At 71.2% G+C, this 26,547-nt stretch carries 25 protein-coding genes, 3 tRNA genes and 1 pseudogene; 7 read left to right on the top strand and 22 right to left on the bottom strand.

What is annotated here, in order from left to right; translation table 11 throughout:
• Positions 1 to 34: 34 nt before the first annotated feature.
• Together AB8A24_RS02145 and AB8A24_RS02140 are read right to left on the bottom strand one after the other, a co-directional pair.
• The gene (locus AB8A24_RS02145) at positions 35 to 928 is read right to left on the bottom strand and encodes a DUF2797 domain-containing protein (protein ID WP_328962635.1); all 894 of its coding nucleotides are present in this window, start codon (positions 926 to 928) and stop codon (positions 35 to 37) included.
• Positions 925 to 1,359: an Lrp/AsnC family transcriptional regulator gene (locus AB8A24_RS02140; RefSeq protein WP_033223357.1), complete on the bottom strand. Its 435-nt coding sequence runs from the start codon at positions 1,357 to 1,359 to the stop codon at positions 925 to 927. Before AB8A24_RS02140 ends, AB8A24_RS02145 begins: the two co-directional genes overlap by 4 nt.
• A gap of 107 nt (positions 1,360 to 1,466) precedes the next feature.
• Here AB8A24_RS02140 and AB8A24_RS02135 point away from each other — a divergent pair, with 107 nt between their 5' ends.
• Complete coding sequence (locus AB8A24_RS02135; protein ID WP_328962634.1) at positions 1,467 to 2,378, top strand: SMP-30/gluconolactonase/LRE family protein; 912 nt, start codon at positions 1,467 to 1,469, stop codon at positions 2,376 to 2,378.
• A 12-nt stretch (positions 2,379 to 2,390) separates the two neighbouring features.
• Here AB8A24_RS02135 and AB8A24_RS02130 read toward each other — a convergent pair whose 3' ends face one another.
• From AB8A24_RS02130 to AB8A24_RS02120, 3 genes are all read right to left on the bottom strand, one after another.
• Complete coding sequence (locus AB8A24_RS02130; RefSeq protein WP_030726155.1) at positions 2,391 to 2,756, bottom strand: PH domain-containing protein; 366 nt, start codon at positions 2,754 to 2,756, stop codon at positions 2,391 to 2,393.
• A gap of 222 nt (positions 2,757 to 2,978) precedes the next feature.
• Positions 2,979 to 3,051, bottom strand: a tRNA-Arg gene (locus AB8A24_RS02125).
• Between the two features lie 218 nt (positions 3,052 to 3,269).
• A tRNA-Ser gene (locus AB8A24_RS02120) sits at positions 3,270 to 3,360 on the bottom strand.
• Positions 3,361 to 3,546: 186 nt separating this feature from the next.
• On the opposite strand from AB8A24_RS02120, the gene AB8A24_RS02115 reads away from it, so the two are divergent.
• The 3 genes from AB8A24_RS02115 (at position 3,547) to AB8A24_RS02105 (ending at position 8,046) form a co-directional block, all read left to right on the top strand.
• Positions 3,547 to 3,972, top strand: a complete 426-nt coding sequence (locus tag AB8A24_RS02115) for an SSI family serine proteinase inhibitor (protein WP_369474409.1) — start codon at positions 3,547 to 3,549, stop codon at positions 3,970 to 3,972.
• 119 nt (positions 3,973 to 4,091) lie between these two features.
• Positions 4,092 to 7,457, top strand: coding sequence for a PAS domain-containing protein (locus tag AB8A24_RS02110; protein ID WP_369474408.1), 3,366 nt, complete (start codon positions 4,092 to 4,094; stop codon positions 7,455 to 7,457).
• Between the two features lie 13 nt (positions 7,458 to 7,470).
• Entirely contained in the window at positions 7,471 to 8,046 is a 576-nt protein-coding gene (locus AB8A24_RS02105; RefSeq protein WP_030768916.1) for an antibiotic biosynthesis monooxygenase, read from the top strand.
• Positions 8,047 to 8,059: 13 nt separating this feature from the next.
• Here the strand turns inward: AB8A24_RS02105 and AB8A24_RS02100 are convergent, their stop codons facing one another.
• The 17 genes from AB8A24_RS02100 to AB8A24_RS02020 all read right to left on the bottom strand — a co-directional run bounded on the left by AB8A24_RS02100 (position 8,060) and on the right by AB8A24_RS02020 (position 23,525).
• Positions 8,060 to 9,709: a long-chain fatty acid--CoA ligase gene (locus tag AB8A24_RS02100; protein WP_328962630.1), complete on the bottom strand. Its 1,650-nt coding sequence runs from the start codon at positions 9,707 to 9,709 to the stop codon at positions 8,060 to 8,062.
• A 162-nt stretch (positions 9,710 to 9,871) separates the two neighbouring features.
• Positions 9,872 to 10,405: a SigE family RNA polymerase sigma factor gene (locus AB8A24_RS02095; RefSeq protein ID WP_328962629.1), complete on the bottom strand. Its 534-nt coding sequence runs from the start codon at positions 10,403 to 10,405 to the stop codon at positions 9,872 to 9,874.
• Positions 10,406 to 10,539: 134 nt separating this feature from the next.
• Positions 10,540 to 11,706: a lipid-transfer protein gene (locus tag AB8A24_RS02090; RefSeq protein WP_369474405.1), complete on the bottom strand. Its 1,167-nt coding sequence runs from the start codon at positions 11,704 to 11,706 to the stop codon at positions 10,540 to 10,542.
• Complete coding sequence (locus AB8A24_RS02085; RefSeq protein WP_369474404.1) at positions 11,703 to 12,101, bottom strand: MaoC family dehydratase; 399 nt, start codon at positions 12,099 to 12,101, stop codon at positions 11,703 to 11,705. Before AB8A24_RS02085 ends, AB8A24_RS02090 begins: the two co-directional genes overlap by 4 nt.
• Positions 12,098 to 13,156, bottom strand: a complete 1,059-nt coding sequence (locus tag AB8A24_RS02080; protein ID WP_369474402.1) for an acyl-CoA dehydrogenase family protein — start codon at positions 13,154 to 13,156, stop codon at positions 12,098 to 12,100. The genes AB8A24_RS02085 and AB8A24_RS02080 overlap by 4 nt, the downstream gene beginning before the upstream one ends.
• The gene (locus AB8A24_RS02075) at positions 13,156 to 14,133 is read right to left on the bottom strand and encodes a bifunctional MaoC family dehydratase N-terminal/OB-fold nucleic acid binding domain-containing protein (RefSeq protein WP_369474400.1); all 978 of its coding nucleotides are present in this window, start codon (positions 14,131 to 14,133) and stop codon (positions 13,156 to 13,158) included. Before AB8A24_RS02075 ends, AB8A24_RS02080 begins: the two co-directional genes overlap by 1 nt.
• Positions 14,130 to 15,281, bottom strand: a complete 1,152-nt coding sequence (locus AB8A24_RS02070) for an acyl-CoA dehydrogenase family protein (protein ID WP_328962624.1) — start codon at positions 15,279 to 15,281, stop codon at positions 14,130 to 14,132. The genes AB8A24_RS02075 and AB8A24_RS02070 overlap by 4 nt, the downstream gene beginning before the upstream one ends.
• A gap of 165 nt (positions 15,282 to 15,446) precedes the next feature.
• Positions 15,447 to 15,758, bottom strand: coding sequence for a hypothetical protein (locus tag AB8A24_RS02065; RefSeq protein WP_328962623.1), 312 nt, complete (start codon positions 15,756 to 15,758; stop codon positions 15,447 to 15,449).
• 707 nt (positions 15,759 to 16,465) lie between these two features.
• On the bottom strand, positions 16,466 to 16,972 hold the full coding sequence (locus AB8A24_RS02060) for a DUF6344 domain-containing protein (protein WP_369474397.1): 507 nt from the start codon (positions 16,970 to 16,972) through the stop codon (positions 16,466 to 16,468).
• A gap of 379 nt (positions 16,973 to 17,351) precedes the next feature.
• Positions 17,352 to 17,477, bottom strand: coding sequence for a hypothetical protein (locus AB8A24_RS02055; RefSeq protein WP_328962621.1), 126 nt, complete (start codon positions 17,475 to 17,477; stop codon positions 17,352 to 17,354).
• A gap of 25 nt (positions 17,478 to 17,502) precedes the next feature.
• Positions 17,503 to 17,793 carry a lactococcin 972 family bacteriocin gene (locus tag AB8A24_RS02050; protein ID WP_328962620.1) on the bottom strand — a complete coding sequence of 97 codons (291 nt, stop codon included), beginning with the start codon at positions 17,791 to 17,793 and terminating at the stop codon, positions 17,503 to 17,505.
• A gap of 251 nt (positions 17,794 to 18,044) precedes the next feature.
• Positions 18,045 to 18,129: transfer RNA gene (locus AB8A24_RS02045), tRNA-Ser, on the bottom strand.
• A gap of 51 nt (positions 18,130 to 18,180) precedes the next feature.
• The gene (locus AB8A24_RS02040) at positions 18,181 to 19,128 is read right to left on the bottom strand and encodes a peptidase (RefSeq protein ID WP_328962619.1); all 948 of its coding nucleotides are present in this window, start codon (positions 19,126 to 19,128) and stop codon (positions 18,181 to 18,183) included.
• Positions 19,129 to 19,384: 256 nt separating this feature from the next.
• Entirely contained in the window at positions 19,385 to 20,431 is a 1,047-nt protein-coding gene (locus AB8A24_RS02035; protein ID WP_369474394.1) for a YeiH family protein, read from the bottom strand.
• Positions 20,431 to 20,979 (bottom strand): cysteine dioxygenase family protein, encoded by a 549-nt coding sequence (locus tag AB8A24_RS02030; protein ID WP_328962617.1) that lies wholly within the window; start codon positions 20,977 to 20,979, stop codon positions 20,431 to 20,433. Before AB8A24_RS02030 ends, AB8A24_RS02035 begins: the two co-directional genes overlap by 1 nt.
• 79 nt (positions 20,980 to 21,058) lie before the next feature.
• The gene (locus AB8A24_RS02025; protein ID WP_328962616.1) at positions 21,059 to 21,964 is read right to left on the bottom strand and encodes a LysR family transcriptional regulator; all 906 of its coding nucleotides are present in this window, start codon (positions 21,962 to 21,964) and stop codon (positions 21,059 to 21,061) included.
• A 100-nt stretch (positions 21,965 to 22,064) separates the two neighbouring features.
• Positions 22,065 to 23,525 carry a trypsin-like peptidase domain-containing protein gene (locus AB8A24_RS02020; protein WP_328962615.1) on the bottom strand — a complete coding sequence of 487 codons (1,461 nt, stop codon included), beginning with the start codon at positions 23,523 to 23,525 and terminating at the stop codon, positions 22,065 to 22,067.
• Positions 23,526 to 23,765: 240 nt separating this feature from the next.
• Here AB8A24_RS02020 and AB8A24_RS02015 point away from each other — a divergent pair, with 240 nt between their 5' ends.
• From AB8A24_RS02015 to AB8A24_RS02005, 3 genes and pseudogenes are all read left to right on the top strand, one after another.
• Positions 23,766 to 24,554: a glycerophosphodiester phosphodiesterase gene (locus AB8A24_RS02015; RefSeq protein WP_328965918.1), complete on the top strand. Its 789-nt coding sequence runs from the start codon at positions 23,766 to 23,768 to the stop codon at positions 24,552 to 24,554.
• A 110-nt stretch (positions 24,555 to 24,664) separates the two neighbouring features.
• Positions 24,665 to 25,251, top strand: a pseudogene (locus AB8A24_RS02010) (ATP-binding protein).
• A 236-nt stretch (positions 25,252 to 25,487) separates the two neighbouring features.
• Positions 25,488 to 26,462, top strand: coding sequence for a DUF5926 family protein (locus tag AB8A24_RS02005; protein WP_369474392.1), 975 nt, complete (start codon positions 25,488 to 25,490; stop codon positions 26,460 to 26,462).
• Positions 26,463 to 26,547 lie beyond the last annotated feature (85 nt).

Raw genomic sequence — 26,547 nt, 5'->3', positions numbered from 1 at the left:
TCCGCGCCATGGTCCGAGCCTCGGTCCACCCGTGTCAGAACAGCCCGTCCTGCTCGGTGGGAGCCCCGGCGGCGGCCGGGATCTGCGCCGTCGGAACCGAGGTCACTGCCTCGTCCCCCGTGGCGATGAGCTCCCAGCCCGCCAGCAGCCGGGTGTCCACCACGAGTCCGTCCGCGAGGTGCAGATCGGGACCGGCCGCGCCCGCCAGCCGGCCCACGACAAACCCGCCGGACACCATCTCGGTGAGCACCCGTCCCGGCCCAGGCAGACCCGGCAGGGCGTCCAGCCCGAACGCCCCGGCATGGTCGGCCACTTCGCACCCCACCCGCTCCAGCGACTCCGGCCACCCGGTCAGCGCCGCCGCCCGTGCGTGCAGCTCGGCGACCTCCCGGGCCCGATCGGACGCTGCCGGCAGGTGTGCCCGTACGCCGCGCTTACGGGCGTACGCGATCCGGTCGGGCACCCCGAGCGCCGCCCGCAGCAGCTCCTCGGTACGCCGGGTGGCCATCAGCGGACCGCGCCCGAGCCAGGCCCATGCCACCGCCCCCTGCTCCAGCAGCCGGGCCGAACCGCGTTCCTCGGCGGTGATCCCGACCTTGACCATGCCGGGCCCGAACCAGGCCAGGTAGACCCGGTAGGTGCGCGGATCCGAGGCGTTGGTGTCGGCCGCCACGGAGAACGACCGGTCGAGGCGGGCGCACTCGGGGCACTGCGCGTTCCCGGCGCGGCCCGGCACGGTCTCCGCGGTGGGGCAGGGGGTGCGCTTCCCGGCCCGCCACACACCGAGGCAGTGCCGCTCCCCGCGGGCGGCGAAGGCGATCCGCTGCCCGTACGCGAGCTCGCTCACCCGCTCGCCGCGCCCCTCCCCGTACCACCCGATGGCAGGGCGCCCGTCCTTCCACCGGATCCCGGTGCACCACCAGGTCACAGCGGGAGCGGCCGCTCGAAGAAGGTGTCCAGGACGACGGTGGCGTGCGTACCGCTGACGCCGTCGATGGCATAGAGGCGGCGCAGGACGTCCTGCAGTTGCTCGGTCGAGGCCGTGCGCACCTTGACCAGTACCGACGCGCTGCCGGCGATGATGTGCGCCTCCTGGATCTCGGGGATCGCCGCGAAGTCGGCACCGGACTCGCCCATCCAGGCATTGGAATCGACCATCACGTAGGCCAGGACGCCGCTGCCGACGGCCGCCGGGTCGACGTCGACGGTGGTCCGCCGGATCACCCCGCGCTCGCGCAGTTTCCGTACCCGCTCGTGGGTGGCCCCCGCCGAGAGCCCGACGGCCGTGCCGAGAGCGGCGTACGACTGGCCGGCGTCCTGCTGCAGGCGCAGGACGAGCGCACGGTCGATGTCGTCCACGCAATCTTCCTCTCATGGGCCTGTCGACCCTTGCGAAGACGGTACCTGATCCTGCAATCTCACCATCAGGCCGAACAAAATTCGGTATGACTCTTCCAGGGGGAATCATGTCTGCCATAGCCGACCTCACCTTGTACGAGATTCTGGATGAACGCTTCCAGACCGGCCGCTGCGCCAACGGCGACGCCCGACTGGACCGGCTCTACGACGACTGCCGCTGGGCGGAGGGCCCGCTCTACCTGCCCGCCTGGCGGCAACTGGTGTGGAGCGACATCCCCAACGACCGGATGCTGCGCTGGGACGAGGCGACCGGCGCGGTCTCCGTCTTCCGCTCCCCGGCCGGCCACTCCAACGGCAACACCCTGGACCGCGAAGGCCGCCTGATCACCTGTGAGCAGGGCAACCGGCGCGTCACCCGCACCGAACCGGACGGCAGCCTCACCGTCATCGCCGACCGCTTCGACGGCAAGCGACTCAACAGCCCGAACGACGCGGTCGTCCGCTCGGACGGCTCCATCTGGTTCTCCGACCCGGACTTCGGCATCACCAACGACTACGAGGGCCACCGCGCGACCAGCGAGATCGGCGCCTGCAACCTCTACCGGGCCGACCCCTCGACCGGAGAGGTCCGGATGGTCGCCGACGGCTTCCTCGGCCCCAACGGGCTGGTCTTCTCCTCCGACGAGAGCGAGCTGTACGCCGCCGACACCCGGGCCGGCCACATCCGCGCCTTCAAGGTCACCGACGACGGCGCCCTCACCGACGACCGCGTCTTCACCACCTGCCCAGGCGTCGACAACATCCGCTTCGACGACGAGGGCCGACTGTGGGCGGCCGCCATGGAGAACGGTGTCCGGTGCTACGCCGCGGACGGCACCTTGATCGGCCGCCTGCGCGTCCCCGAACCGGTCTCGAACATCGCCTTCGGCGGCGCCAAGAACAACCGCCTCTTCATCACCGCCACCACCTCGCTCTACTCCCTGGTGATGTCGGTGACCGGCCTGCCCCGAGTCCTGTGAGGGCCGGGCCGCCTACCGGGCGACGAACTGGGTCAGGATCGCCTGCACCTCGTAGATGTCGACGCCCTTGGTGAAGGTCTTCTCGATCGGCGCCGAGCTGCCGGATATCCATATCTTGAGTTCGGCGTCGAGATCGAAGTGCCCGGCCGTCTCGACGGAGAAGTGCGTGATGCTCCGGTACGGGACGGAGTGGTACTCCACCTTCTTCCCCGTGAGCCCCTGCTTGTCGACGAGCACCAGCCGCCGGTCGGTGAACAGGATCGTGTCCCGGATCAGCAGGTACGCGGCATGCACCCGCTCTCCCTGCCCCAGCAGCCGTGCGTAGTCCCGCTGCGCCGACACGGGGTCGACGGTGTGAGCGTTCCCGAACAGTCCCATGAGTGCCCCCGTTTTCCGGCTTCGGACGTCCAGCCTCGGACGATCTTCAAAAACCGTACCGACGTCGGCCCCTGGTCCGCGTCCCCCGCCAGAGCCATCCCACCCCCGACATCCTCCGGGGGACCCGTCCCCATCAAGGAGGAGACGCCGGGCCGTCACGACAGCCGCGAGGACATACGACAGAGGCCCCCAGGATTTCTCCTGGGGGCCTCTGTCCTGCTGTGCACTCGGCAGGATTCGAACCTGCAACCTTCTGATCCGTAGTCAGATGCTCTATCCGTTAAGCTACGAGTGCTTGGGCTTCTCGGGGTTTTGCGCCCCGTTGGCCTTGCGAGAACAACAATACATGGACCTCGCCGGGACGCGAAATCCATTAGCCAAACCGCTGCTGACCTGCGGAAACGGCCCGGATGGAGATCATCCGGATGGCTTCGCTCAAAGGTCGGAGCCGGCCGGATCACCCCGGAACGCATCAAAGCCCCGGTCCGTCAGGACCGGGGCTTCGATGAGGTGCGGAGGCGGAGGGATTTGAACCCTCGATGGGGTGTAAGCCCCAAACCGCATTAGCAGTGCGGCGCCATAGACCGGACTAGGCGACGCCTCCAGCACACCCCCGCGTACGAAGGTGCGTGCAGATGATGACACAGGCGCAGGGCCCCTCACCAATCCGCTCCCACGGTACTAGGCGGGACGGGCGGAGGGCAAAGCCTTAAAGCAGCCGCCGCACGCAACGTCGGCGCCCTCCCGTCGTTGGGCAGGCGTACGACGTACGGACGACCTGGAGTGCCCCATGCTGCGTCTCGCCGCCTTCGCCGCCACCTCCGCCCTGGCCGCCGCGGTGGCCGGGCCACTGCCGCCGCTCCCGCTGGGCCGGCTGCTGGCGACGCCCGACCGCCTCACCATCGCCATGGCCGACACCGGCAACCGCCAGTTGGACCGGGAGTACCGGCTCGAATGCGGCCCCGTCGGCGGCGACCACCCGGAGGCGGAAGGGGCCTGCGCCCGGCTGGACCAGTTCGCCAGGGAGGGGAAGGACCCCTTCGCCCCCGTCTCCAAGCGGCAGATCTGCACCATGCAGCACGGGGGCCCCGCCACCGCCCGGATCACCGGAACGTGGAACGGCCACAAGGTGGACGCCACGTTCCGGCGGACCGACGGATGCGAGATCCGCCGCTGGGACGAGTTGGAACCTCTGCTTCCGAGTGGGCGTGCCTGACCTGGGAGGATGCGCGAGATGGGCGGTATCCACCACACATCGGCCACCCCATCGCGGGCCTGTGGCCTTAGACTCCTCCCGTGACTTGCCGGTAGTTGTGGTCAGGGAGGAAGCTCGTCGTGAGCAGCAGGCCATCCCGAGGCGCTGCTCGCCTCGCAGCAATACTCGACGCTCTTCCGGACGCGCTGTTGCTCGTCAACGCCAACGGCACGGTCGTCAACGCCAATTCGATCGCGCTCGAGGTCATGGAGAGCCCCGGCACCGGGCTCGTCGGCCGGGGCGTGCTCGACCTCCTGCCCGAGTTCGACTCCAAGCTGATCCCCGGCTCGATGCGCCGACCCGGCGAGGACGAAGGCGGCCGCGCCAAACCCAAGCGGATGACCGCGCGCCGTACCGACGGCTCCGAGTTCCCCGTCGAGGTCACCAGCGCGCATCTCGACGGACGCGACGCCTACCGTGAGCCGCAACCCGCCTACACGGGTGACGAGCTGCTGATGCTCGTGGTCCGCGACCTCTCGCAGACCGTGGACACCGAAGCCGAGCTGGCCCGCTCGCAGCGACAGACCGAGATGATCCTGCGTGCCGCCGCCGAGGGCGTCGTCGGCACCGACACCGACGGACGGGTGGTGCTGGTCAACCCGGCCGCCGCCCAGATCCTCGGCTACCGCGCCACCGACCTCGGCAACCGCGAACTGCACGGCCTCGTCCAGCACTCCCGCGCCGACGGCTCCCCCTTCCCCTTCGAGGAGTCCCCGCTCGCCGACACCCTGCGCAGCGGCCGCAAGCACCGCGTCCGCGGGCAGGTGCTGTGGAACAAGGCCGGACAGCCGGTCGCCGTCGACCTGACCACCTCGCCCGTACGGGACGGGGAGCAGCTCGTCGGCGCCGTCATGACCTTCACCGACCGTCGGCCCTACGACGCCCTCGCCGCACGGCACGCCCAGCTGATGGCCGTCCTCGGCGAATCGCTGCGGGGGCCGCTGGACGAGTTGCGCGGTGAGCTGGCGACGCTCGCCGCCGACGACGCCGGACAGCTGTGGCCCGAGGCCAACCAGCTGCTGCACCACCTGGCCGCCGGGTACTCGCGGATGACCACGCTGGTGGACAACGTCCTCGGCTACCAGCGCCTGGACACCGGCAGGGACCGGCTCGCGAAGAAGAACGTCCTGATCAACACCGTCGTCTCGGCGGGCGTCGACGGGGCCGTCGAGCTGATCGGTCCGGGCCGCGCGCAGTTCGCCGTCCACGCGCCGACCATCGAGGCCGAGGTGGACGCGGACCGGATCGCGACCGCGCTCGCCCACCTGGTCGCGGACGTGGCCGGGGTGGACGCCACCGGCAAGACCCGCCAGGGCAGCGGCTACAGCGACTCGACGATCGTGGTGGCCGCCGCACAGCGCGGCGATGTCGTTCGGATCGAGGTGCGCGGGCCGTACGAGGGCGGGAACCCGGTCCACGAGCCGATCGTGCGGGGGATCGTGGCCGCGCACGGCGGCGTCCTGCAGACGGTTGAGGTCCCGGGCGCGCCCGGCGGGGCGTACGTGCTGGAACTCCCGCTCGGCTCGGGTGCCGGAACGGTGGTCCTGCCGGAGCCGGCGGAGGAGCCCCCGGCCGGTCCGACCACGGACGGCGCGGGGACGGCCGGTGGCGCGGCTCCCGGCAAGGTCTCCGGCGGGCGGCGTGCCCGGCGCGGGGTGGACGCCTTCCTGGACGACGAGCCCCCCGGCCCCGCAGCCGCACAGGCAGCACAGGCAGCACAGGCCGGCCAGGGTGGTGGCGCGCTGGCGCTGCCTTCCGGGCGGCGGCGCGCGGGCGAGGCCGCAGACGTTCCCGAGACGGGCCCCGAACTCGCACAATCCCCGGTGAACCCGGCAGGGCTCGGCACCGGACGCAGGCGCGGCCGGGCCGGTGACGGCAGCGGCGAGGCCGAAGGCCCCGGCGGGCAGGACGGCCCCGGCCGGCCCGTGCCCCCCCAGGGCACCGCCATGCCCGCGCTCCCGCCCGTACCCGCGGTGCCCCCGGTTCCGGTGACCGAGCATCCCGCCGGACGGCGCCGGGCGCTGGGCCCGGCCGGTGCGGTGCAGCCCGGCGGCCCCGTCCCCGCGACCGGGCTCGGGCCGACGCCCGCTCCCGCGCGGCCCATCGCCCCCGAGGGCGGCTTCGCGCTGCCCGCCGGCCCGACACCGGCTCCCCCCGCGGCGGGCTCCGACGCGGACGCTCCGGCCGGGCGGCGTGGCCGCCGGGTGCTGGGCACCCCCGCCGCCGAACCCGAGCCCGAGGCCGCCGGCGCTGCCGCTACTGCCACTACTGCTGCCACCGCGCAGCCCGACGACTCCGCCGAGAATCCGACCGGACGGCGCCGCGCGCTGACCGGCGCCCCGGCGTGGCCGGTTCCGGCCGCCCGTACGGCTCCCGAGGGCGACGAGGCCTCCGGCCAGGTCGCCGTCCCCGGTGCGCGTCGGCCTCAGGACACCCCGGCGGAGGGCCAGGCCGCGCAGCCGATCAGCGTGCGTGCCCTCGGCACCCTCGGCCAGGGCATCTCCGTCGATCCGGGCGGCTCCAACCCGCCCGCGCCCGCGTCCGACGCCACTTCCGGCTCCGGCCGCCGTCGCCGGCTCGCCGAGCCCGCCCCGCAGGGCCGCGCCTTCGCGATAGGGGCGCCCGAGGCCGGCTCCGACGAGGGCCCCGAGCCGCTGGACGGCCCGGGCGGCGCCGTCGAGGTGGTCAACCGGCCCGTGCCGCGGCCCGTGGACGACGAGCTGCCGCCGGAACCCCTGGACAACCCGCGCCGGCTCCTGGTGTGGCCCGCGCCCGATGTGCAGACGCAGCAGGCGCTGAGCGACCGCGGCTACCGGCCGGTGATCGTGCACTCCCGCGAGGAGGTGGACGCGCAGATCGCCGCGTTCCCCGCCGCGCTGTTCGTCGACCCGCTGACCGGGCCGATCACCCGGACGGCTCTGCAGTCCCTGCGTCAGGCCGCGGTGGCCGCGGAGGTCCCCGTACTGGTCACGGCCGGGCTGGGGCACGCCACGCGCGAGGCGGCGTACGGCGCCGATCCGGCCGTGCTGCTGAAGGCGCTGGCGCCGCGTGACAGCGAACAGCACCCTTCCCGGGTGCTGCTGATCGAGGAGCACGACGAGATCGCGACCGCGTTGACCGCCGCCCTGGAACGGCGCGGCATGCAGGTCGCGCGGGCGGGTGCCGACACCGACGCCGTGGAACTGGCGACGCGGATGCGGCCCAACCTGGTGGTCATGGACCTGATGCAGGTGCGCCGTCGGCGGGCCGGGATCGTGGACTGGCTGCGCGCGAACGGGCAGCTGAACCGCACCCCTCTGGTCGTCTATACGACGACCGGCATCGACCCGGCCGAACTGCCGCGGCTCGCGTCCGGCGAGAGCGTCCTCTTCCTCGCCGAGCGGGCCACCACGGCGGACGTCCAAGGCCGCATCGTGGACCTGCTCGCCAAGATCGGCACCAACTAGTAATCCTGGGCCGATGGCCATCATCAACACGAGCGAGCACACCGTCCCCGCCGACAACGGGGAGGTGAATCTGCTCATCGCACGGCAGGTGGAGCCCGGACACGAGGAGACCTTCGAGGCCTGGGCCCACGGCATCCTGGAGACGGCCGCGGGCTTCCCGGACCACCTGGGGTACGGGCTCTTCCGGCCGGCGACGGAGGGCGGGCCGTGGTTCCTGGTCCACCGCTTCCGTAACCAGGCCGCTTTCGAGCGCTGGCAGGACTCCCCGGAGCGCGCGGAGTGGTTCTCCAACTGCCTCGGCCACCACCACACGGAGATAGCCCGCCGGGAACTGCACGGCATGGAGACGTGGTTCGCCAAGCCGGGTACGACCCGGCCCGCGCCGCCGCGGTGGAAGATGGTGATCAGCTCGGGGCTGGCCATCTTCCCGATCTCGCTGATCGGCAACGCGGTGCTCGGGCCGTACCTGGTGGATCTGCACTTCGTGCTGCGGACGGCTGCCTTCGCCATCGTGTTCAGCACGCTGATGACCTACGTGGCCATGCCCGCGGTCAGCAGGCTGCTGCGGCCATGGCTCACTCGGGGTTAGGCGTCCGCGATCGTCAGTCGAGCTTGGTGACGTCCAGTGCGCCGTCCGCGTACTGCTTGCGGATCACCTTCTTGTCGAACTTGCCGACACTGGTCTTCGGCACCGCCTCGATGAACGTCCAGCGCTCCGGCAGCTGCCACTTGGCGACGGTCTGGGCGAGGAACTCGCGCAGCCCCGTGTAGTTCACGGTCGCGCCCTCCTTGAGGACGACCGTGGCCAGCGGGCGCTCTCCCCACTTCTCGTCGGGGACGGCGACGACCGCGGCCTCGGCGACCTCGGGGTGCGCCATCAGCGCGTTCTCCAGGTCCACGCTGGAGATCCACTCGCCGCCGGACTTGATGACGTCCTTGGCGCGGTCGGTGAGGGTGAGGAAGCCGTCGGCGCTGATCACACCGACATCGCCGGTCTTGAGCCAGCCGTCGGCGCTGAACTTGTCCTCGGGCCGGAAGGGTTCACCGGACGCACCGCCGTAGTAGGAGCTCGCGATCCAGTTGCCGCGCACCTCCAGCTCGCCCGCCGACTCCCCGTCCCAGGGCAGGAGGTCGCCGGCGGGGCCGATCAGCCGGGCCTCGACACCTGCCGGGAACCGGCCCTGGGTGATCCGGTAGGGCCACTCCTCCTCGGCGCTCAGGCCGGCCGGCGGGTGCGCCATCGTGCCCAGCGGCGAGGTCTCGGTCATGCCCCAGGCGTGGCAGACGCGGACGCCGAGCTTGTCGTACGCCTCCATCAGGGAGGGCGGACAGGCCGCGCCGCCGATGGTGACCTGCTTCATCGACGTGAGGTCGCGCGGGTTGGCGGTGACCTCGGCCAGCAGGCCCTGCCAGATCGTGGGGACAGCCGCGGCGTGCGTCGGCTTCTCCCGCTCGATCATCTCGGCGAGCGGGGCGGGCTGCAGGAACCGGTCCGGCATCAGCATGTTGATACCGGTCATGAAGGTGGCGTGCGGCAGCCCCCAGGCGTTCACGTGGAACTGCGGAACCACGACGAGGGTGGTGTCCCGGTCGGTCAGCCCCATCGACTCGGTCATGTTGACCTGCATCGAGTGCAGGTAGAGCGAGCGGTGGGAGTAGACGACGCCCTTGGGGTCCCCGGTGGTGCCGGAGGTGTAGCACATCGCGGCCGCCCGGCGCTCGTCCAGTTCCGGCCAGTCGTAGCTGTCGGAGCGGCCCGCGAGGAGCTCCTCGTACTCGTGCACGCGCACGTTCAGGCCTTCGAGCGCGGACCGGTCGCCGATGCCGCTGACCACCACGTGCTCGACGGTCGGCAGGTGCGGCAGGAGCGGTGCGAGCAGGGGCAGCAGCGTGCCGTTGACCAGCACCACCCGGTCGGCGGCGTGGTTGACGATGAAGACCAGCTGCTCAGGAGGAAGCCGCAGGTTGAGGGTGTGCAGGACCGCGCCCATGGAGGGGATCGCGAAGTACGCCTCGACATGCTCGGCGTTGTTCCACATGAGGGTGGCGACCCGCTCGTCCTGCTGCACTCCGAGCTCGTCGCGCAGGGCGCCGGCGAGTCGGGTGGCGCGGTTGCCGATCTCGGCGAAGCTGCGGCGGTGCGGCTCAGCCTCCCCGGTCCAGGTCGTGACCTGGGACTTCCCGTGGATCGTCATCCCGTGTCGGAGTATGCGGGTGACGAGGAGCGGTACGTCCTGCATGGTGCTGAGCAAAGCGTCCTCCCGGTGAGCGCTGCGGCGCTGCGGCGGCTACGGATGCTGCCGATTCTGCGCACGTACCGGTCGGCATGTCACTACCCGGGAGTAGAAACCAGGGCGTGTTTCACGTGAAACGTCCCCGGACGTCCTCAGGTTTCACGTGAAACACCCTCCGCCTCACCGGACCGGCATGAGCTCCGGGTCCTCGCGGAGCTTGCCCAGCGCGCGGGAGACCGCGCTCTTGACGGTGCCGACCGAGACCCCGAGCAGCTCCGCCGTCTGCACCTCGCTCAGGTCCTCGTAGTACCGCAGGACGACCATGGCCCGCTGTCGGTCGGGCAGCCGGGTCACCGCGCGCCACATCGCATCGCGCAGCGCCTGCGCCTCGGCGGGATCGCAGGCCGAAACCGCCTCGGGCTCCGGGAGCTCGTCGCATACGAACTCGTCGACCTTGCGCTTGCGCCACTGGGAGGTACGGGTGTTGACGAGGGTCCGCCGGACGTAGCCGTCCAGGGCGCGGTGGTCCTCGATCCGGTCCCAGGCCACGTACGTCTTGGTGAGGGCGGTCTGGAGCAGGTCCTCCGCATCGCACGGGTTGGCGGTGAGGGAGCGCGCGGTGCGCATCAGGACCGTGCCGCGGGTCCGGACGTACGCCGAGAACGACGGGTACGGCGTCGGATTCGAGGCGAGCGTGCACACAGGCGTGGTCATGTCTCCACGCTAGGAGCGCGCGACCGCCCTGGGATCGGCCGCAGGTGCCGATGGTGGATCCACCTCAGGTTGTAGGAACAAGGCCTTCCCCACCCCCTGAAGGTGGAGGGGGCGGGGGCGGCGGGTCCCGGTTCTCAACCGTCGGTGCCGAGGATCAGACCCGAGGTCGGGACCCCGGTGCCGGCCGTGACGAGTGCGTGCGCCGCGCCCGCGACCTGGTTGACGGAGGTGCCGCGCAGCTGACGAACGGCCTCGGCGATGCCGTTCATCCCGTGCAGGTACGCCTCTCCGAGCTGGCCACCGTGGGTGTTGAGCGGGAGTGCGTCCGCGGCCACGAAGTCGGCGGCCTCGCCCGGCGCGCAGAAGCCGAACTCCTCCAGCTGCATCAGCACGAAGGGGGTGAAGTGGTCGTAGAGGATGCCGACGTCGATGTCCGACGGCCGCAGCCCACTGGTCCGCCACAGCTGGCGGGCGACGACGTCCATCTCCGGCAGCCCGGTGAGGTCGTCGCGGTAGAAGGAGGTCATGCCCTCCTGGCGTCGCCCGGCGCCCTGCGCGGCCGCGGTGATCACGGCGGGCGCGTGCCGCAGGTCCCGGGCGCGCTCGGTCGTGGTGACGACGACGGCCTGGCCGCCGTCCGTCTCCTGGCAGCAGTCCAGCAGCCGCAGCGGTTCCACGATCCAGCGTGAGGCGGCGTGGTCGGCCAGGGTGATGGGCTTGCCGTGGAAGTACGCGGCGGGGTTGTTCGCGGCGTGCCGGCGGTCGGTGACCGCGACGTGCCCGAAGGCTTCGGGGGTGAGGTTGTAGGTGTGCAGGTAGCGCTGGGTGGTCATGGCCACCCAGGAGGCGGGGGTCAGCAGGCCCCAGGGCAGCGACCAGCCGAGCGCCGCCCCCTCCGCCGAGGGCTCCCGCTGCTGGACCCCGGACCCGAAGCGGCGCCCGGAGCGCTCGTTGAAGGCGCGGTAGCAGACGACGACCTCCGCGACCCCGGTGGCGACGGCCAGGGCGGCCTGCTGGACGGTGGCGCAGGCCGCGCCGCCGCCGTAGTGGATCCGGGAGAAGAAGGACAGGTCCCCGATGCCCGCCGCCTGGGCGACGGTGATCTCGGGGCTGGTGTCCATGGTGAAGGTGACCATGCCGTCGACGTCGGCGGGGGTGAGGCCGGCGTCGTCGAGGGCCGCGTGCACGGCCTCGACGGCGAGCTTGAGCTCGCTGCGGCCGGAGTCCTTGGAGAACTCGGTCGCTCCGATGCCGGCGATCGCGGCTCGGCCACCGAGCTCGTCGCGGGTACGGACGCTCATGCCGGCACCTCCGCGGTGACCGTTCCCGTGACGTGGTGGCCGATGCTGTTGGCGCCGACGACCCGGATCTCGACGACGGTCCCGGCGACAGCGGTCCCCGAGACGGCGGTGACGGTGCCGGTGAGGGTCATCGTGTCGCCCGGATAGTTGGGGGCACCGAGGCGGATGGCCACCTTGCGCAGGACGGCGCGCGGCCCGAGGTGGTCGGTGATGTACCGGCCGACCAGGCCGTTCGTGGTCAGGATGTTCATGAAGATGTCCGGGGAGCCCTTCTCCTGCGCGAGCGCCGCGTCATGATGCACGTCCTGGTAGTCGCGGGAGGCGATCGCACCCGCGACGATCAGCGTGCGGGTGACCGGTATCTCCAGCGGCGGCAGCGTGTCGCCGACCTTCATGCCTGCTCTCCCTCGGCTGTCGAAGCGAATGCGGGGGACGCCGCGATCGAGGCCCCCAGCTCGGCCAGCAGCTCGCTGCCGCAGCCCAGGTAGGCGTCCAAGTGGCGTCCCCACAGGAAGTGCCGGTGGACGGGGTGGTCCAGGTCGGCGCCCATGCCGCCGTGCAGGTGCTGGCCCGCGTGCACGACCCGCTTGCCTGCCTCCGAGGCCCACCAGGCGGCCGTCAGCGCGTGCTCGTGTGCCGCGAGGCCCTGGTCGATCCGCCACGCCGCCTCGTAGGTGGTGACCCGGATCGCCTCGGTGTCCATGTACGCGTCGGCCGCGCGCAGCATGACCCCCTGGTTGGTGGAGAGCGGCCTGCCGAACTGCTCCCGGGTGGAGGTGTACTCCACCGCGCGGGCCAGGGAGCCCGCGCAGACGCCCGCCTGGAGTCCGGCGAAGGCGGTGCGGGCGGCGGCCAGCGTGTCCTCGTACGCGCCCTCGGAACCGAGGCGTTCACCCTCGGCCCCGGTCAGCGTCAGCCGGCCCGCCGACCAGGGGGCGGTGGTCTCCACCGGTGAGGTCCGTACGCCGGGCGCGTCGGTCCTCAGCAGCCACAGCGCCCGGTCCGCGTCCGGGACCAGTACGTGCGTGGCGTCGCGCAACCACGGCACGGCGGAGGCGGTCCCGGTGAGCCGGCCGCCTTCGATGGTGATCCGGCCGTGCGCCGGGAAGGCTCCGGTGGCGACCGCCTCACCCGTGCCGAGGGCGGGCAGCAGCCGGGCGCGCTGCTCGGGGCTGCCGTGCGCGGCCACGGGGAGGATCCCGTACACGCAGGTGGCGGCGTACGGGACCTGTGCGGTGGTGCGGCCCTGTTCCTCCAGCAGCAGGACCAGGCCGAGCAGGCCGATCTCCTCGATCGCGGCGGTCAGTCCGGCGGTGGTGAGGGCCTTCCACAGCTCGGCGTCGCTGCCGGTGCCGGCTTCGGCGAGGCGTTCATGGGTGGCGAGATCGGCGAAGATCCGGGCGGCGAGACCTGCCGCGGCGGCCTGCTCCTCGGTGGGGTGGAAGTCCATCAGCCCTCGCTCCCTCTGAAAACGGGGAGTTCGAGGCCGTCGTCGACGCGCAGGAACTCCAGCTGGACGGGGAGGCCGATGCGCACCTTGTCGTAGGGCACGCCCGTGATGTTGCTGACCATCCGGACTCCCTCGGCGAGCTCGACGAGTGCGACCGCGTAGGGCGGGTCGAAGGCCGGGAAGGGCGGGTGGTGCATGACGACGTAGCTGAACACCGTGCCGGCGCCGGAGGCCTCGACCGTGTCCCAGTCGGGGCTCGCGCAGGCGTTGCAGCCGGGGAGCCACGGGAAGCGCAGGGCCGCGCAGGAGGTGCAGCGCTGGATCAGCAGTTTGTGATCGCGCACCCCGTCCCAGAACCCCTGGTTGTCGCGGTTGATCACTGGGCGGGGGCGCTGTGCCGGCGGCCGCCCCACCGGTCGGGCGGCGGGGGCGTACTTGAGGATGCGGAAGCGGTGGGTGCCGGCGAGCTCCCCGTCGGCCCGGACGTCCATACGGGTGGTCACGAAGTGGCCGGTGCCCAATTTGGTCGTCTTGCGGGGCGACACGGTCTCGATGACGGCGTCGAAGCTGATCGCGGCGCCGGGGCGCAGGGGGCGGTGGTACTCCTGCTCGCAGTCGGTGGCGACCACGGAGGTGAAGCCGGCGCCGTCGAGGAGGGTGAGGAGTTCGTCGTAGGCGGAGGAGCGGTCCGCGTGTCCGGAGAGGCCGCCCATCGTCCAGGCCTGGAGCATGGTGGGCGGCGCGATGGCGTCGGGCCCGGTGTAGGCGGGGTTGGCATCGCCCATCGCCTCGCACCAGTGGCGGATCATCGGCTCGTTGACCGCGTCCTTGCCCCGGCCCCCGGTGGCGGCCGGCCGGCCCTCGAAGGCCGCCAGCAGGGCGTGGAACCGGGCTGCGTCCTCGGCCCCGGCCTCTGCCGTAGCCGCGTCCGCGTGCGTGTCCACGTCGTGCACGTCCGCATCCGCGTCCGCCGTCATCGCTTCCTTCCCTTCATGCCGAGCCGCATCATGGCGACGATCTCCCGCTGGACCTCGCTCACCCCGCCGCCGAACGTGTTGATCTGGGCGGCCCGGTTCATCCGTTCGAGCTCGCCGCCCGCGAAGGCCGCGGGCCCGCGGATGAGGGCCTCCTCGCCCACCACCTCCTGGCACATCCGGTACACCTCGACGGTGGACTCGGTGCCGAGGAACTTCACCCCGCTGGCGTCGCCGGGAGCCAACGCGCCGCTGCCCACGTCCTGGACGAGGCGCCAATTGAGGAGGCGTACGGCGGCCAGGCGCGCGTGCGCCTCGGCAAGCCGGGACTGCACCCAGGGGAGGTCGGCGGAGCGGTCGCCCGTGACCGGGTCGGGGGTGCGGGCGTGGTCGAGCGCGTACGCGTAGAAGTCCTCGGCCTGCATGCCGATGGCGGCGAGGGCGACGCGCTCGTGGTTGAGCTGGTTGGTGATCAGGCCCCAGCCGCCATGCTCGGGGCCGACGAGACGACCTGCGGGCACGCGGACGCCGTCGTAGTACGTGGCCGTGGTGGTGAGCCCGCCCACGGTGTCGATCGGCGTCCAGGAGAAGCCCGGAGTGTCGGTGGGCACCAAGATGATCGAGATGCCCTTGTGCTTGGGGGCCTCGGGGTCGGTGCGGCAGGCGAGCCAGATCCAGTCCGCGTTCTGGGCGTTGGAGGTGAAGACCTTCTGCCCGTCGATCAGCCAGTCGGATCCTTCGCGGACGGCGCGGGTGCGCAGGGCGGCGAGATCGGTGCCGGCCTCGGGTTCGGAGTAGCCGATGGCGAAGACGACGTCGCCCGCGAGGATCCGGGGGAGGAAGTAGTCCTTCTGTTCCTGGGTCCCGTACTTCATCAGGGTCGGGCCGACGGTGTTGAGCGTGACCATGGAGACGGGGGCACCAGCCCGGTAGGCCTCGTCGAAGAAGACGAACTGCTCGTCGGCGCCGCGGCCCTGGCCGCCGTACTCGACGGGCCAGCCGAGGCCGAGGAGTCCGTCGGCGCCTATTCGGCGCAGGAGTTCGCGCTGGCGGGCCGGATCATCGGGGAGGCCGTCCGGCAGCAGGTCCTTGAAGTACGCGCGCAGTTCGGCGCGGAGCCGCAACTGGCCTTCGGTCGGGGCGAGGTGCACGGCGCTGGCCTCCCGGCATCACATCATCGAGGGAACCTGACTGTCCGTCAGATTCACCCGTGGTGTCAAGGTCGGGGCGACATGCGCGAGGGCGCCTGCGCTACCGGACCCCAGCCGGTCCGGTCGCACAGACGCCCTCAAGAATCGGAGCGGCTCAGGCCGCGGCTACCACCAGGGGACGAAGTTGACCGCGACGGTCGCGTTGGACTGGTCGATCGCGGTGAGGGCCGAGCCGTTCACCTGGGCGGTGTTGCTCTGGTTGGAGGCGCCGGAACCCGTGGCCACCTGCTGCGAGGTGGACGAGTTGCCGTTGTTGTTGCCGCCCACACCGCTGCCGACGACGCCTGCCACGCTCGCATTCGATCCGTCGTTCGCGAAGGCGCCGTTGTCGGCCGACGCCACCCCGCCGAAGAGAGCGGCGGCGAGGGGGAGAGCGGCGACGGCGGCGATGACGCGGGCGGTACGGATGCTTGCCATGTCTTGATCCTCCAGAAAACCGAAGTGGGACTTGTTCCAAGGCAGTTGGCCGACCGCCTTGTTGGTTCGTTCCGTGTGGTGACGACGTCGCGAGACCAGAGTTGCCCACCGAATCCCCGGCGAACCACCCCGGAGCCCCCGATTCCCCCGCAAGTATGACCAACATCGGATAAACCTCATTCGCGCCCTCGAAGCCCCAGGTCAGCACCCTGGAAAGCGCTGAATCCCGCGCCGCACAAGGGGTGAAGCGTTCCGCCAGACCGCCTGTCCCGGACATGCCGAAAAGGGCCGCGTCGTCCGGGAACCCCACCGTCTCCCGGGCCTGCGGCCCTGCAATGCCACGCTTCACGCCCCCTACGCGCCCTTGCACGCCCCGGCGCGAGCCGGGGTGATCCATCCGTGCCCTGCCCTGGGCACCCTCGCAGCGCGATCCACGGTCACGACCGACCGGGCTCCAGCGCCTGTTACCGGGCCTGCTGCTGCTCTTGTTCCTACTGGTCCTCTGACTACTGCTTCTGCCTGTTGCTCGTGCTGCTGTTCTTGCTGTGGTTCTTGCTGTGGTTCTTGCTGCTGCTACCGCTCTTGCCCTTGCTCCTGTCCGGCGGCGGCGCGTACGCCTGCGAACCGGACCCTGCGACTGCTGTGCGTTGCTCTGCTCTGCGCTCTCGTGGACTGCGTGTACGGGAGGTACGTACCGGGCTGCAGGACTACGCGGCGAGCGCGAGCGCGTCCCGGGCGGCACCGGTGGCGGCTGCCGGCACTGCGGGCACTGCGGGCACTGCGGGCACTGCGGGCACTGCGGGCACTGCGGGCACTGCGGCTGCGGGCGCGGGTACCGCGGTGTGCGTTGCGGCGGGTACTGCGGCCGAGGTCAGCGTGCGGGAGGCGGTTCCGGCCTCGGTTCCGGTACCGGCGCCCATGGCCGCTGCGGTGGTGGAACGCCGTACGGAGGGGGTCTTGCCGTGCGCCTCGGCGCGGATCCGCTGCTTGATGGTCGGCGGCAGCGAACCGCCCCGCATCATCGCCCGCCAGCTCCGCCGGGCCGCGACGGCCGGCCGACGTACGGCGGTGGCCTCGGCGCCCTCGGTGCCCGCGGGGGCGGAGACGGCGGCGGCCGGAGCCGACTTCGCTGCGAGACCGAAGCCGGAGAGGACGGCCATCAGGACGGCGAGGACGGAGGTCCAGATCGACGTGAGAATGCTGCGGTGAGTCATGACGAGGTGCCTCGATTCACGATGTTCGGACGGGCGGATCTGAATACATTCGTCATGATGTGGCCGCAACCGCGTCGTCCCCACGACGCGCGCCGATCTTCCGACAAACACCACTCGGAAGGCCCAAGAACGTGGCTCAGCCCCGTGCCCGCCCTCCCCGGAGCCGCCGGAAAACCTGCGCCCGAACCCGCCCTGACCTGCGCATTTCCTTCAGCACTCACCCGCCGGACCGGCAAGTCGGGAATCGCCTCGCCCGCCTTGCCCCCGCGGAGTACGTACGTACGTCCTGGAGGCGTGAATGCGGAAGGGGGCCCGGGTCGGCGACCCGGGCCTGCTTCGGAAGGGCGAGAAAAGCGATAAAGGCGAGACAGGCGAGGCGTCAGAAGATGCTGAGCCCGATCCGGCCGAGGATGGTGCCGGCGTGCGTGCCGTAGACGGCCAGCACCACGATGCCGGCGACGAGCACAGCGCCGATCACGGCACGTCGGACGAGGCGGGCGCTCATGAAGGCCGGGCCGTGGGACCCGGCCTCAGATCAGCAGGAGGTGTTGTAGTACGACTTGTTGCCGCTCAGCTTGACCTTGGCCGAGGTGATGGACCAGGAGCCCTTGGCGGCCTCGTCGCTGTCGATGTACGCACCGAGAGGTCGAGCCGTGGCACTTGGAGCCGTTGTAGTAGTCCGACCACACGGTCGCGGTGCCGGCGCCGTAGTTCCACTCGCCGCCACCGACGTAGGCGCTGGTCGCGAGCGCCGGAGCGGCACCGGCGACGATGAGGGCGCCGGTGGCGACCGCGCTCTTCATGCTGCGCTTGATCTGCACTGCAAACATCCTTCTGTTCACACACTGATGATCATCACGCGGAGCAAGTTCGAAACAACCTCGACGACGCGCCACCGCGACCGACCGCGACCGCAGGAAATGGCACGTGTCAGCCCTGCCTCGGGAGCCTCCCGCCGCCGGGCGCCGGGCGGGGAGGTGGCGAGGAATCACCGGGAGCGCCGCGTCGGCCGCCGGCACGCCGGAACAGAACGGCCCCTGACCATGGATCCTGGTCAGGGGCCGTTCCACTGCGGTGGGTGTGGGATTTGAACCCACGGTGACTCGCGCCACGACGGTTTTCAAGACCGTTCCCTTAGGCCGCTCGGGCAACCCACCTGGCCGGTACAGAGTACCGGCCAGGTGGGGGTGGCGGGAGCGGCTCGGGGGTCAGGAGGTCTGGGCCTTGTCGTAGGCCGCCTTCGCCTCGTTGCCGAAGTACGGGCCGTACATCCGGTTCGGGAGGAAGGTGTAGCCGAAGCTGTTCACCGAGACCTGGGTGCCCAGGCCCGTGGCCTCGTTGAAGTCCTGGAACCAGGGGCCGCCGCTGGAGCCGCCGGTCATGTTGCAGCCCAGGCTGTGGTCCTTGGTCAGCAGGAAGTCCTTGCCGGTGTTGCCGCTGCAGTAGACCAGCTTGGTGCCGTCGTACGGAGCCGCCGCGGGGAAGCCGAAGGAATACATCTTCTTGTTGTAGCCGCCGTTGAAGGCGATCCCCTGGGCCCCGACGGCCTGGCTGAGGGTCTGCCCGTTCAGCGGGGCGACGACGGCGAGGCCGACGTCCATGTTCATGTCCTCGCTCGCGGCCCACTGGTCGGTGGCGAAGGTCTTGGTGGCCGACCACTGCCCGTAGGGAGCGGAGCCGTTGTTGTAGGCGGGGACGAAGACCCAGTTCGTGTGCCAGGCGCCCTGGTACTTCACGCAGTGGCCGGCCGTGATGACCGTGCTGCCGTTGGCGCTGGTGATCGAGTCGCCGGAGCAGGACGCGGTCCGGTCGCCCATCGTGAAGAAGACGCGCCCCGAGGTCTTCACCACGGCGCCGCCGGCCGTCCAGGCGCCTCCCGCCTGTGGGAACGCCGTGGGGGACGCGGCCGCCGTCGGGGCGACGGTCGTGGGGGTCGCCGACGTGGCGACCGGGGTACGGGCCGCTCCGGGGACCGCCGTCACGTCGAGCGGGACGGCTGTGCGCATCCGCTCGGCGGTCCAGAAGCCCTGGGTGTGCTGCTGCCTGAAGGACGCGGGGGCATCCGCGGCGATCGAGGGGGTGGCCGCCGTCAGGGCGCCCGCGACCAGGGCGCCGGCCGCGAGCAGGACGGACAAGGCCGTGCGATGACGATTCACGCATGACTCCTTCTGCCGTGCCCGGGCCGGGTGGCGAAGCCGGGCAGGGTGGGGGTGAAGAGCGGTCGGTGCGGATCGGCTGTGCGCGGTTCATGGAACGTCGTGCGTCGTGCGTCGTGCTGATTGCCGGGGGCAGAGTGGCACGGGCGCGTCGCGATGTCAGCGGGCAGTCGGAACGTTCGGTCGGTTCCGGCCAGGAAATGGCCAACTCCGCGCCGTTGCGACGCCATACAGCGTCATGCCGCGTCATGCCGCGTCATACGGTGAGCATCACGCCCGCGTACGAGACGCCCGCGACCACCACCCACGCCCCGAGGCCCAGTGCCGCGGCCCGGCCGCCGGTCCGGGCCAGCGTCGGCAGGTGCACCGCGCTCCCCAGGCCGAACAGGGCCGCCGCCAGCAGGGCCTCCTGGGCGGTGTGCGCCCACTCCAGCGCTACGTCGGGCAGGACCCCGGTGGCGCGCAGCCCGGCCGCGGCCAGGAACCCGAGCACGAACAGCGGCACCGGCGCCGGCCTGCGGCCCGAGGCGGTACGCACCCCGCGGCGCCGGGCCCGTACCGAGAAGGCCACGGCCGCCACCAGTGGAGCGAGCAGCGCCACCCGCATCAGTTTGACCAGGACCGCCTCGCCCAGGGCGGCGGGGCCAGCGGTCTGCGCGGTGGCCACGACCTGGCCGACATCGTGGACGCCGGCGCCGACCCACCGCCCGAAGGCGGGGTCGGAGAGTCCCAACGGCCCCTGGAGAAGCGGGAGTATCCCTATGGCGAGCGTGCCGCAGAGGGTGACCAGTGCCACCGAGGCGGCCACGTCCTCCTCGTCGCTCCCGGACACCTCGCTCACCGCGCCGATCGCCGAGGCACCGCAGATCGAGTACCCGGTGGCGATCAACAGCGGCTGATCTCCGGGGAGTCCCAGCCGACGGCCCAGCCAGAGGGTGCCGAGGAAGGTGGCCGCGACCACGCCGACCACCATGGCCACTGTGGCCCAGCCCAACCGGAGCACCTGCTCCAGTCCCAGGCCGAGGCCCAGCAGGACGATGCCCATCCGCATCAGCCGACGGCCGGCCAGGGAGAGACCCGGGCGCGCGGCCGCGCGTACGAACGTCCGTAGGCCTGGCAGGTGCGCCACCGCGATGCCCAGCACAACCGACGCGGTCAGCATCGGCACGGCGGGCACGAGGCGATGGACGCACCAGGCCGTCAGCGCGCCGCCCGCTGCCATCGCCAACCCGGGCCACGGAGTGGGTGTTTCACGTGAAACAGGCCGGACCGGCGTGCCCTGAGGGCGGTGGAGGAGGGCCATCAGTCGACGGGGAGCGTGTAGACGCGACGGATGCTGGTGCCGAGCCGGGAGACGTCGGCGCCGTACACATGCACCGATATCGCCTTGGCCGTACAAGAGTTGCGCACCTTGTGGATGTCACCGGGCGGAGCGAACCCGCAGACGTCGCCCTGGGCGTTGACCACGTCCTCGGTGGCCACCAGCCGGGCGGGACCGGCGCCCGGTGCGAGCCGGAAGCGGCGTTCGCTCTCCTCGCCCTGGTGCACCCCGGCCACGCACCAGGACACGTGGTCATGGATGCAGGTCTCCTGCCCGGGCAGCCACACCAGTGCCACCACGGAGAAGCTGCCGTCGGATTCGGCGTGCAGGATGTGCTGCCGGTAGCGCTCCGGGTCTCCTTCTTGCTGCGCCGGGGTCAGCAGGTCGGGCGCGCCCAGGTGCGGGGCGAGCCGTTCGCCCACCAGGTACGCGGTGAGGTCGGGAGCCAGCCCCCGCTCCACGACCGTGCGGATCTCACTGACGAGGGCGGCCATCCTCGTGGTGGTGCGGGCCGGCGTGGTGGTGGTCATATCGGCAGCGTGCTGCCGACGTTCCATCACGTCCAACGACAGTTATGACCTGAAATCCCAAGCACCGCTTATGGATCGGTCAGCAGCCGACCCGGTTCCCCGCCACCTGTTTCAGCGCGTCGAGCACCACGGCCGTCGCCGGGATCCGCAGATGGTCGCGGTAGACGTACGCGGCGATGTGCCGGCGAGCGGCGGGCTGGAGGGCCCGCCCGCAGACGCGGCTCAGCGAGAGGGAGGGCAGCACCAGGGCTGGCATCATCGCCACGCCCAGTCCTTGTCCGACCAGGCTCTGCACGACCAGGTTGTCGTCGGTGGCGAACCGGATGTCGGGCACGAACCCCAGCTCCGCGCATTCGTGCAGCAGGTTCGCCCGGCAGCGCGGGCAGCCCGCGATCCACCGTTCCTCGGCGAGGTCGGCCAGGTGCACGGCGCGGCGGCGGGCCAGCGGATGCCCGGTCGGGAGCAGCACCGTCAGTTGGTCCTCCATCAGCCTGACCTCGGCAACCTCCTCCGGGATCTCCTCGTGCAGGCCGGGATAGGTGAAGGCCAGGGTGATGTCGCACTCCCCGCGCTCCAGTCGGCGCAGCGACTCGGGGGGCTCGCCCTCCAGCAGTTCCACCTGTATGCCCGGATGGTCCTTGGCCAGGCCGCTCAGGGCCTCGGGGACGAGGGTGACATTGGCGCTGGGGAAGCCGCACAGCCTGACCCGGCCGGTGCGTAGCCGGGCGTACGCCCTCAGCTGGGCCTCGGCGGCGGAGAGGTTGCCGAGGATCGTCTCGGCGTGCCGGGAGAGGGACTCCCCGGCCTCGGTGAGCTGCATCTTGCGGCCCACACGAGTGAACAGCGGGGTGCCGACGGCGCGTTCGAGCGCCTTCATCTGCTGGGTGATGGCGGGCTGGGTGTACCCCAGCACGCGGGCGGCGGCCGAGTACGACCCGGAGGCGACCACCGCGTGAAAGGTCCGTATGTGCCGAGAATCGAACACCAACGAAGCATAAGCGGACGTTGGAGGGGCCGTAGGCGCAATCCCGCCTACGGCCCCTCCTCATCGGGTCACCGCCGCGACCGGTGGTGCTGGGGTGCTGCTACTTGTCGCCGACCCGCGAGCCGAGCGTGATGTCGACCGTGGTCGGCTTGCCACCGCGCAGGTAGGTCAGCTTCACGGTGTCGCCGGGCTTGTACGTCCAGATCATGCTGATCAGGGTCGGGCCGCTGTCGACCGGCTTGCCGCCGAACTCGGTGATGATGTCGCCAGGCTTGAGTCCCGCCTTGCCGGCCGGACCGTTCGGGTCGACCAGTTCGTTGGCGGCCGCACCCTGCTCGGAGATCTTGGCACCCTCGGACTTGGCCTGGAGGTCGACGGAGACCGAGATCACCGGGTAGACAGGCTTGCCCGTCTTGATGAGCGATTCGGCGACGTTCTTCGCCTGGTTGACCGGGATGGCGAAGCCGAGGCCGATGGATCCGGCCTGGCCGCCACCGAAGCCGCCGTTGCCCGCCGACTGGATGGCGGAGTTGATGCCGATGACCGCGCCGCGTCCGTCGAGCAGCGGGCCGCCCGAGTTGCCCGGGTTGATCGAGGCGTCCGTCTGGAGGGCGCTCATGTACGAGTTCTTGCTGCCGGAGCCGTCACCGGAGGCGACCGGGCGGTTCTTGGCGCTCACGATGCCGGTGGTGACCGTGTTGGACAGCCCGAAGGGGGCGCCGATCGCGATGGTCGAGTCGCCGACCGCGACCTTGTCGGAGTCGCCCAGCGGCAGCGGCTTGAGGCCGGCCGGCGGATTCTTCAGCTTGAGGACGGCGACGTCGTAGCCCTGGGCACGGCCCACGACCTCGGCGTCGTACCGCTTGCCGTCGGAGAACGTCGCGAAGAGCTTGCCGCCGTTCGCCGCGGAGGCCACGACGTGGTTGTTGGTGAGGATGTGGCCCTGCTGGTCGTAGACGAACCCGGTGCCGGTGCCGCCCTCGCCGTCGCCGGCCGAGGCCTCGATGGTGACCACGCTGGGCAGGGCTCCGGCGGCCAGACCGGCGATGGAGCCCGCCTCGCGCTTGAGGTCCTTGGGGGTGTTCGCGGCGCTGATCGTGGTGGAGCCGGTGCCGTTGTCGCTGCGCTGGGCGGCCCAGTAGCCGACGCCACCGCCGATGCCGCCCGCGAGGAGGGCCGCCACGAGCACGGCCGCGACCAGGCCGCCCTTGCCCTTCGGCTTGGGCGCGGGGTGGCCGTCGGTGGTCAGGGGAGCGCCCCAGGCGCCGCCGCCGTGGCCGCCCGCGCCGTACGTCGGCACCGTGGGCGGCGGAGGCGGCCAGCCCTCGGCCCCGTGCGCGGCCGGGGCGGGAGCCTGACCGTAGGCCGGGGGCGCCTGTGCGGGCGGGATCTGCTGGGTGGGCTCGGTGCCGGGGGCCGGGGTCGGCGGCAGCTGCTGGGTCACCGGCTCGCCGGCGGCGGGCGCGGGGGCCGCGTCCTGCGTCTCGGAGGCCGGAGCAGGGGGTACGGACGGGGCCGCGGGGGGTGTCGGGGCCGCGGTGCCCTCGTTCTCGTTGCTCACAGCGCTCTCTCCTCGTCACACACGGCTTCGGAAAATTCTCTGGCGATATCGGTCCGACTGAACGTTCGACGTGCCGCACAAGTTCCTGGGCAAAGCCTTTCCCATGACCCGTCAGAGCACTGTAAGCCGGACCTGTGCATCTCTCCCCATTCTTTATATCCGACATTTCGGATGCACTCTCGGGGTCCACCCCGACGCCCGGGCACCTCTCGGTGGCACCATGACCCGGTGACCCACGCAATGCCGCGCACCATCCAGGTCGTCGCCCACCGCGGCGCCTCGGAGGATGCCCCCGAGCACACCCTGGCCGCCTACCGCAAGGCCATCGAGGACGGCGCCGACGGCCTCGAATGCGATGTCCGGCTGACCGCGGACGGCCATCTGGTCCTGGTCCACGACCGCCGGGTGAACCGCACCTCGAACGGCCGCGGTGCCGTCTCCGCCCTGGAGCTGGCCGATCTCGCCGCCCTCGACTTCGGATCCTGGAAGGATCGCGAGGAATCCCCCGACTGGGACGCGGACCCCGAACGCACCTCCGTCCTCACCCTGGAACGCCTGCTGGAGCTGGTCTCCGACGCCGGACGGCCGGTTCAGCTCGCGATCGAGACGAAGCATCCGACCCGCTGGGCCGGACAGGTGGAGGAGCGCCTCCTCGCCCTCCTCAAGCGCTTCGATCTGGACGCCCCACCGGCCGAGGGTCCGCACCCGGTGCGGGTCATGAGCTTCTCCGCGCGCTCCCTGCACCGGATCCGGGCGGCCGCGCCAACGATCCCGACCGTGTACCTGATGCAGTTCATCTCGCCCCGGATGCGGGACGGTCGGCTGCCGGCCGGCGTGACGATCGCGGGCCCCGGGATGCGGATCGTGCGCAATCACCCCGCCTTCATCCACAAGCTCCAGGGCGCGGGCCACTCCGTACACGTATGGACCGTGAACGAACCCGAAGACGTTCAGCTCTGCGCTGATCTGGGCGTGGAAGCAATCATCACGAACAGACCCCGCCAGGTTCTGTCCCAACTCGGGCGCTGAAGCACCCTTTTGCACACCCGCCACCCCTGACCCGTTCGTTACAGGGTGTGCCCCGGCGCATCCGCTCCGCATTCGGTCGCCATGAATGCGTCAGAGGGGCCCGCTTCGGGCTGCTTCGGCGGTTTCCGGTCCAGGCCATTGGGGCATCCAGACCATGCGTGGGGCTAAGGAGGTTCCGGGGGTGGCGTTGGTGGTGGCACAAGAAGTGCCCACGTCGTCGTGCATGGACGTACGCCATGGTCCTGCGGGCGTGGGCGAGGCAAGACACCGGATGCGCGAGCAACTGCGTATCGGCGGAGTGCCCGAATCGGTCGTGGACGATGCCGTACTGATCCTTTCCGAACTGCTCAGCAACGCCTGCCGACACGGCAGGCCGCTCGGCTCTCGGGAAGTCGGGGACGGGGAGATACGCGCCGCATGGCGCGTCGACAGAGCGGGTCGACTGACGGTCGAGGTCACGGACGGAGGCGGGCCCACCCGCCCGGTTCCTGCCACGCCCTCGGTCACCGCACGGGGCGGTCGGGGGCTGAACATCATCAGCGCCCTGGCCCAGGACTGGGGTGTCCGGGACGGAGCGGCGGGTGAGGTCACCGTGTGGGTGATCGTTGCCTGTGGGCCCCGGCACGAGGATTTCGCTACGCGCGTTGCGCCCCCGGCGATCGACTTCAGTACGGCGTTCGACGACCTGGATCCCTGAACCGGGATCCCCGACCGTATGACGAACACGACCGCACGACCGCACGAACGACTCGAGTGCACGAACGACTCGAGTGCACAACAGCACTACAGCAGTACCGGTCATCCGCACAGGCGGCCGTCCGGGAGCGCACGCCGACCGTGCTCCCGGCCGCACCCAACCGGTTCCGGCGGTACGAACGGCTAGGCTCGCGCCCAGACACGACGCCGTACCGCCGCAACCGGGAGACACGCACGATGGCCAAGAAGCGCCCCGCAGCCAAGACTGCAAAGCCGCAGCTCAACAACGGTGAGATCCCCGTCGTGGGCGCCCGCGAGCCCTGTCCCTGCGGATCCGGCCGCCGCTACAAGGCCTGCCACGGCGCGGCCGCCGCGCACGCCGTCACCGAGCACGTACGGCGCCCCTTCGAAGGACTGCCGGGCGAGTGCGACTGGGTCGCGCTGCGCGAGCTGGTGCCCGCCGCCACCGTCCCGCTGTCCCTCAAGGGCGGTCTGCCCGAGGGCGTGCCCTCCGTCACCCTGGTGACCGTACTGCCCATGGCGTGGCCCGCGCTGCGCCGCGACGACGGGTCCGTCCTCCTCGGCCTGCAGAACGACTCGTCCTCCGGGGACCTCGGCCGCGACATGGCCGACACCCTGGAGCGCGCCCTCGTGGCGGAGCCCGGTACGCCGGTCGCCGCTCGCCGGGTTCCCGCCGAGGGTCCCCGACTTCAGGATCTCCTGGACGCCGACGGCGGTTTCGAGCCGGTTGTGCACACCGGCTTCGAATTCTGGATTCCGGAATCCGAGAACGCCCAGAACGCCTCGCCGGAGATCGCCGCCTCGCTGGAGCGCGCCAACGCGGCCGCCATTCCCACCGTCAAGCTGACCGGCGTGGACGCCGCCTACTGGTGCGAGACGCCGGACAAGAACCACCTGCGCTGGGTCATGCCGCACCCCGAGGAGAAGCTGCTCGACGCCCTCGCGCGACTGCACGCGGCCGGCACCTCCTCGCTCGGCGAGGGCACGAAGCTCGTCGGCTCCTTCCGCGCCCACGGCCTGATGGTCCCCGTCTGGGACCTGCCCACCGGGGTCACGGCCGACGACGTCGAGAAGCCCGCGGCGGAGTTCGCGGAGCGGCTGGCCGGGGCTCTGGCCACGGACGCCCCGCTGACCACGGAGGAGCGCCGGGCACGTGGTGGACTCACCAACCGCCAGGTGACGCTCAGCTGACCGAGCGGCCGCGCGGAGCCGGTGACCGGAGTCACAACTCCCGCTAATCGTCTGCAAATCGGTGTCTGAATATCGGAGATCGAAT

It is taken from the genome of Streptomyces sp. BF23-19, assembly GCF_041106355.1.
GTDB classification, from domain to species: domain Bacteria; phylum Actinomycetota; class Actinomycetes; order Streptomycetales; family Streptomycetaceae; genus Streptomyces; species Streptomyces virginiae_A.
Note: the sequence above shows the minus strand (reverse complement) of the source record. Positions and strands in the feature narration are given on the sequence as shown.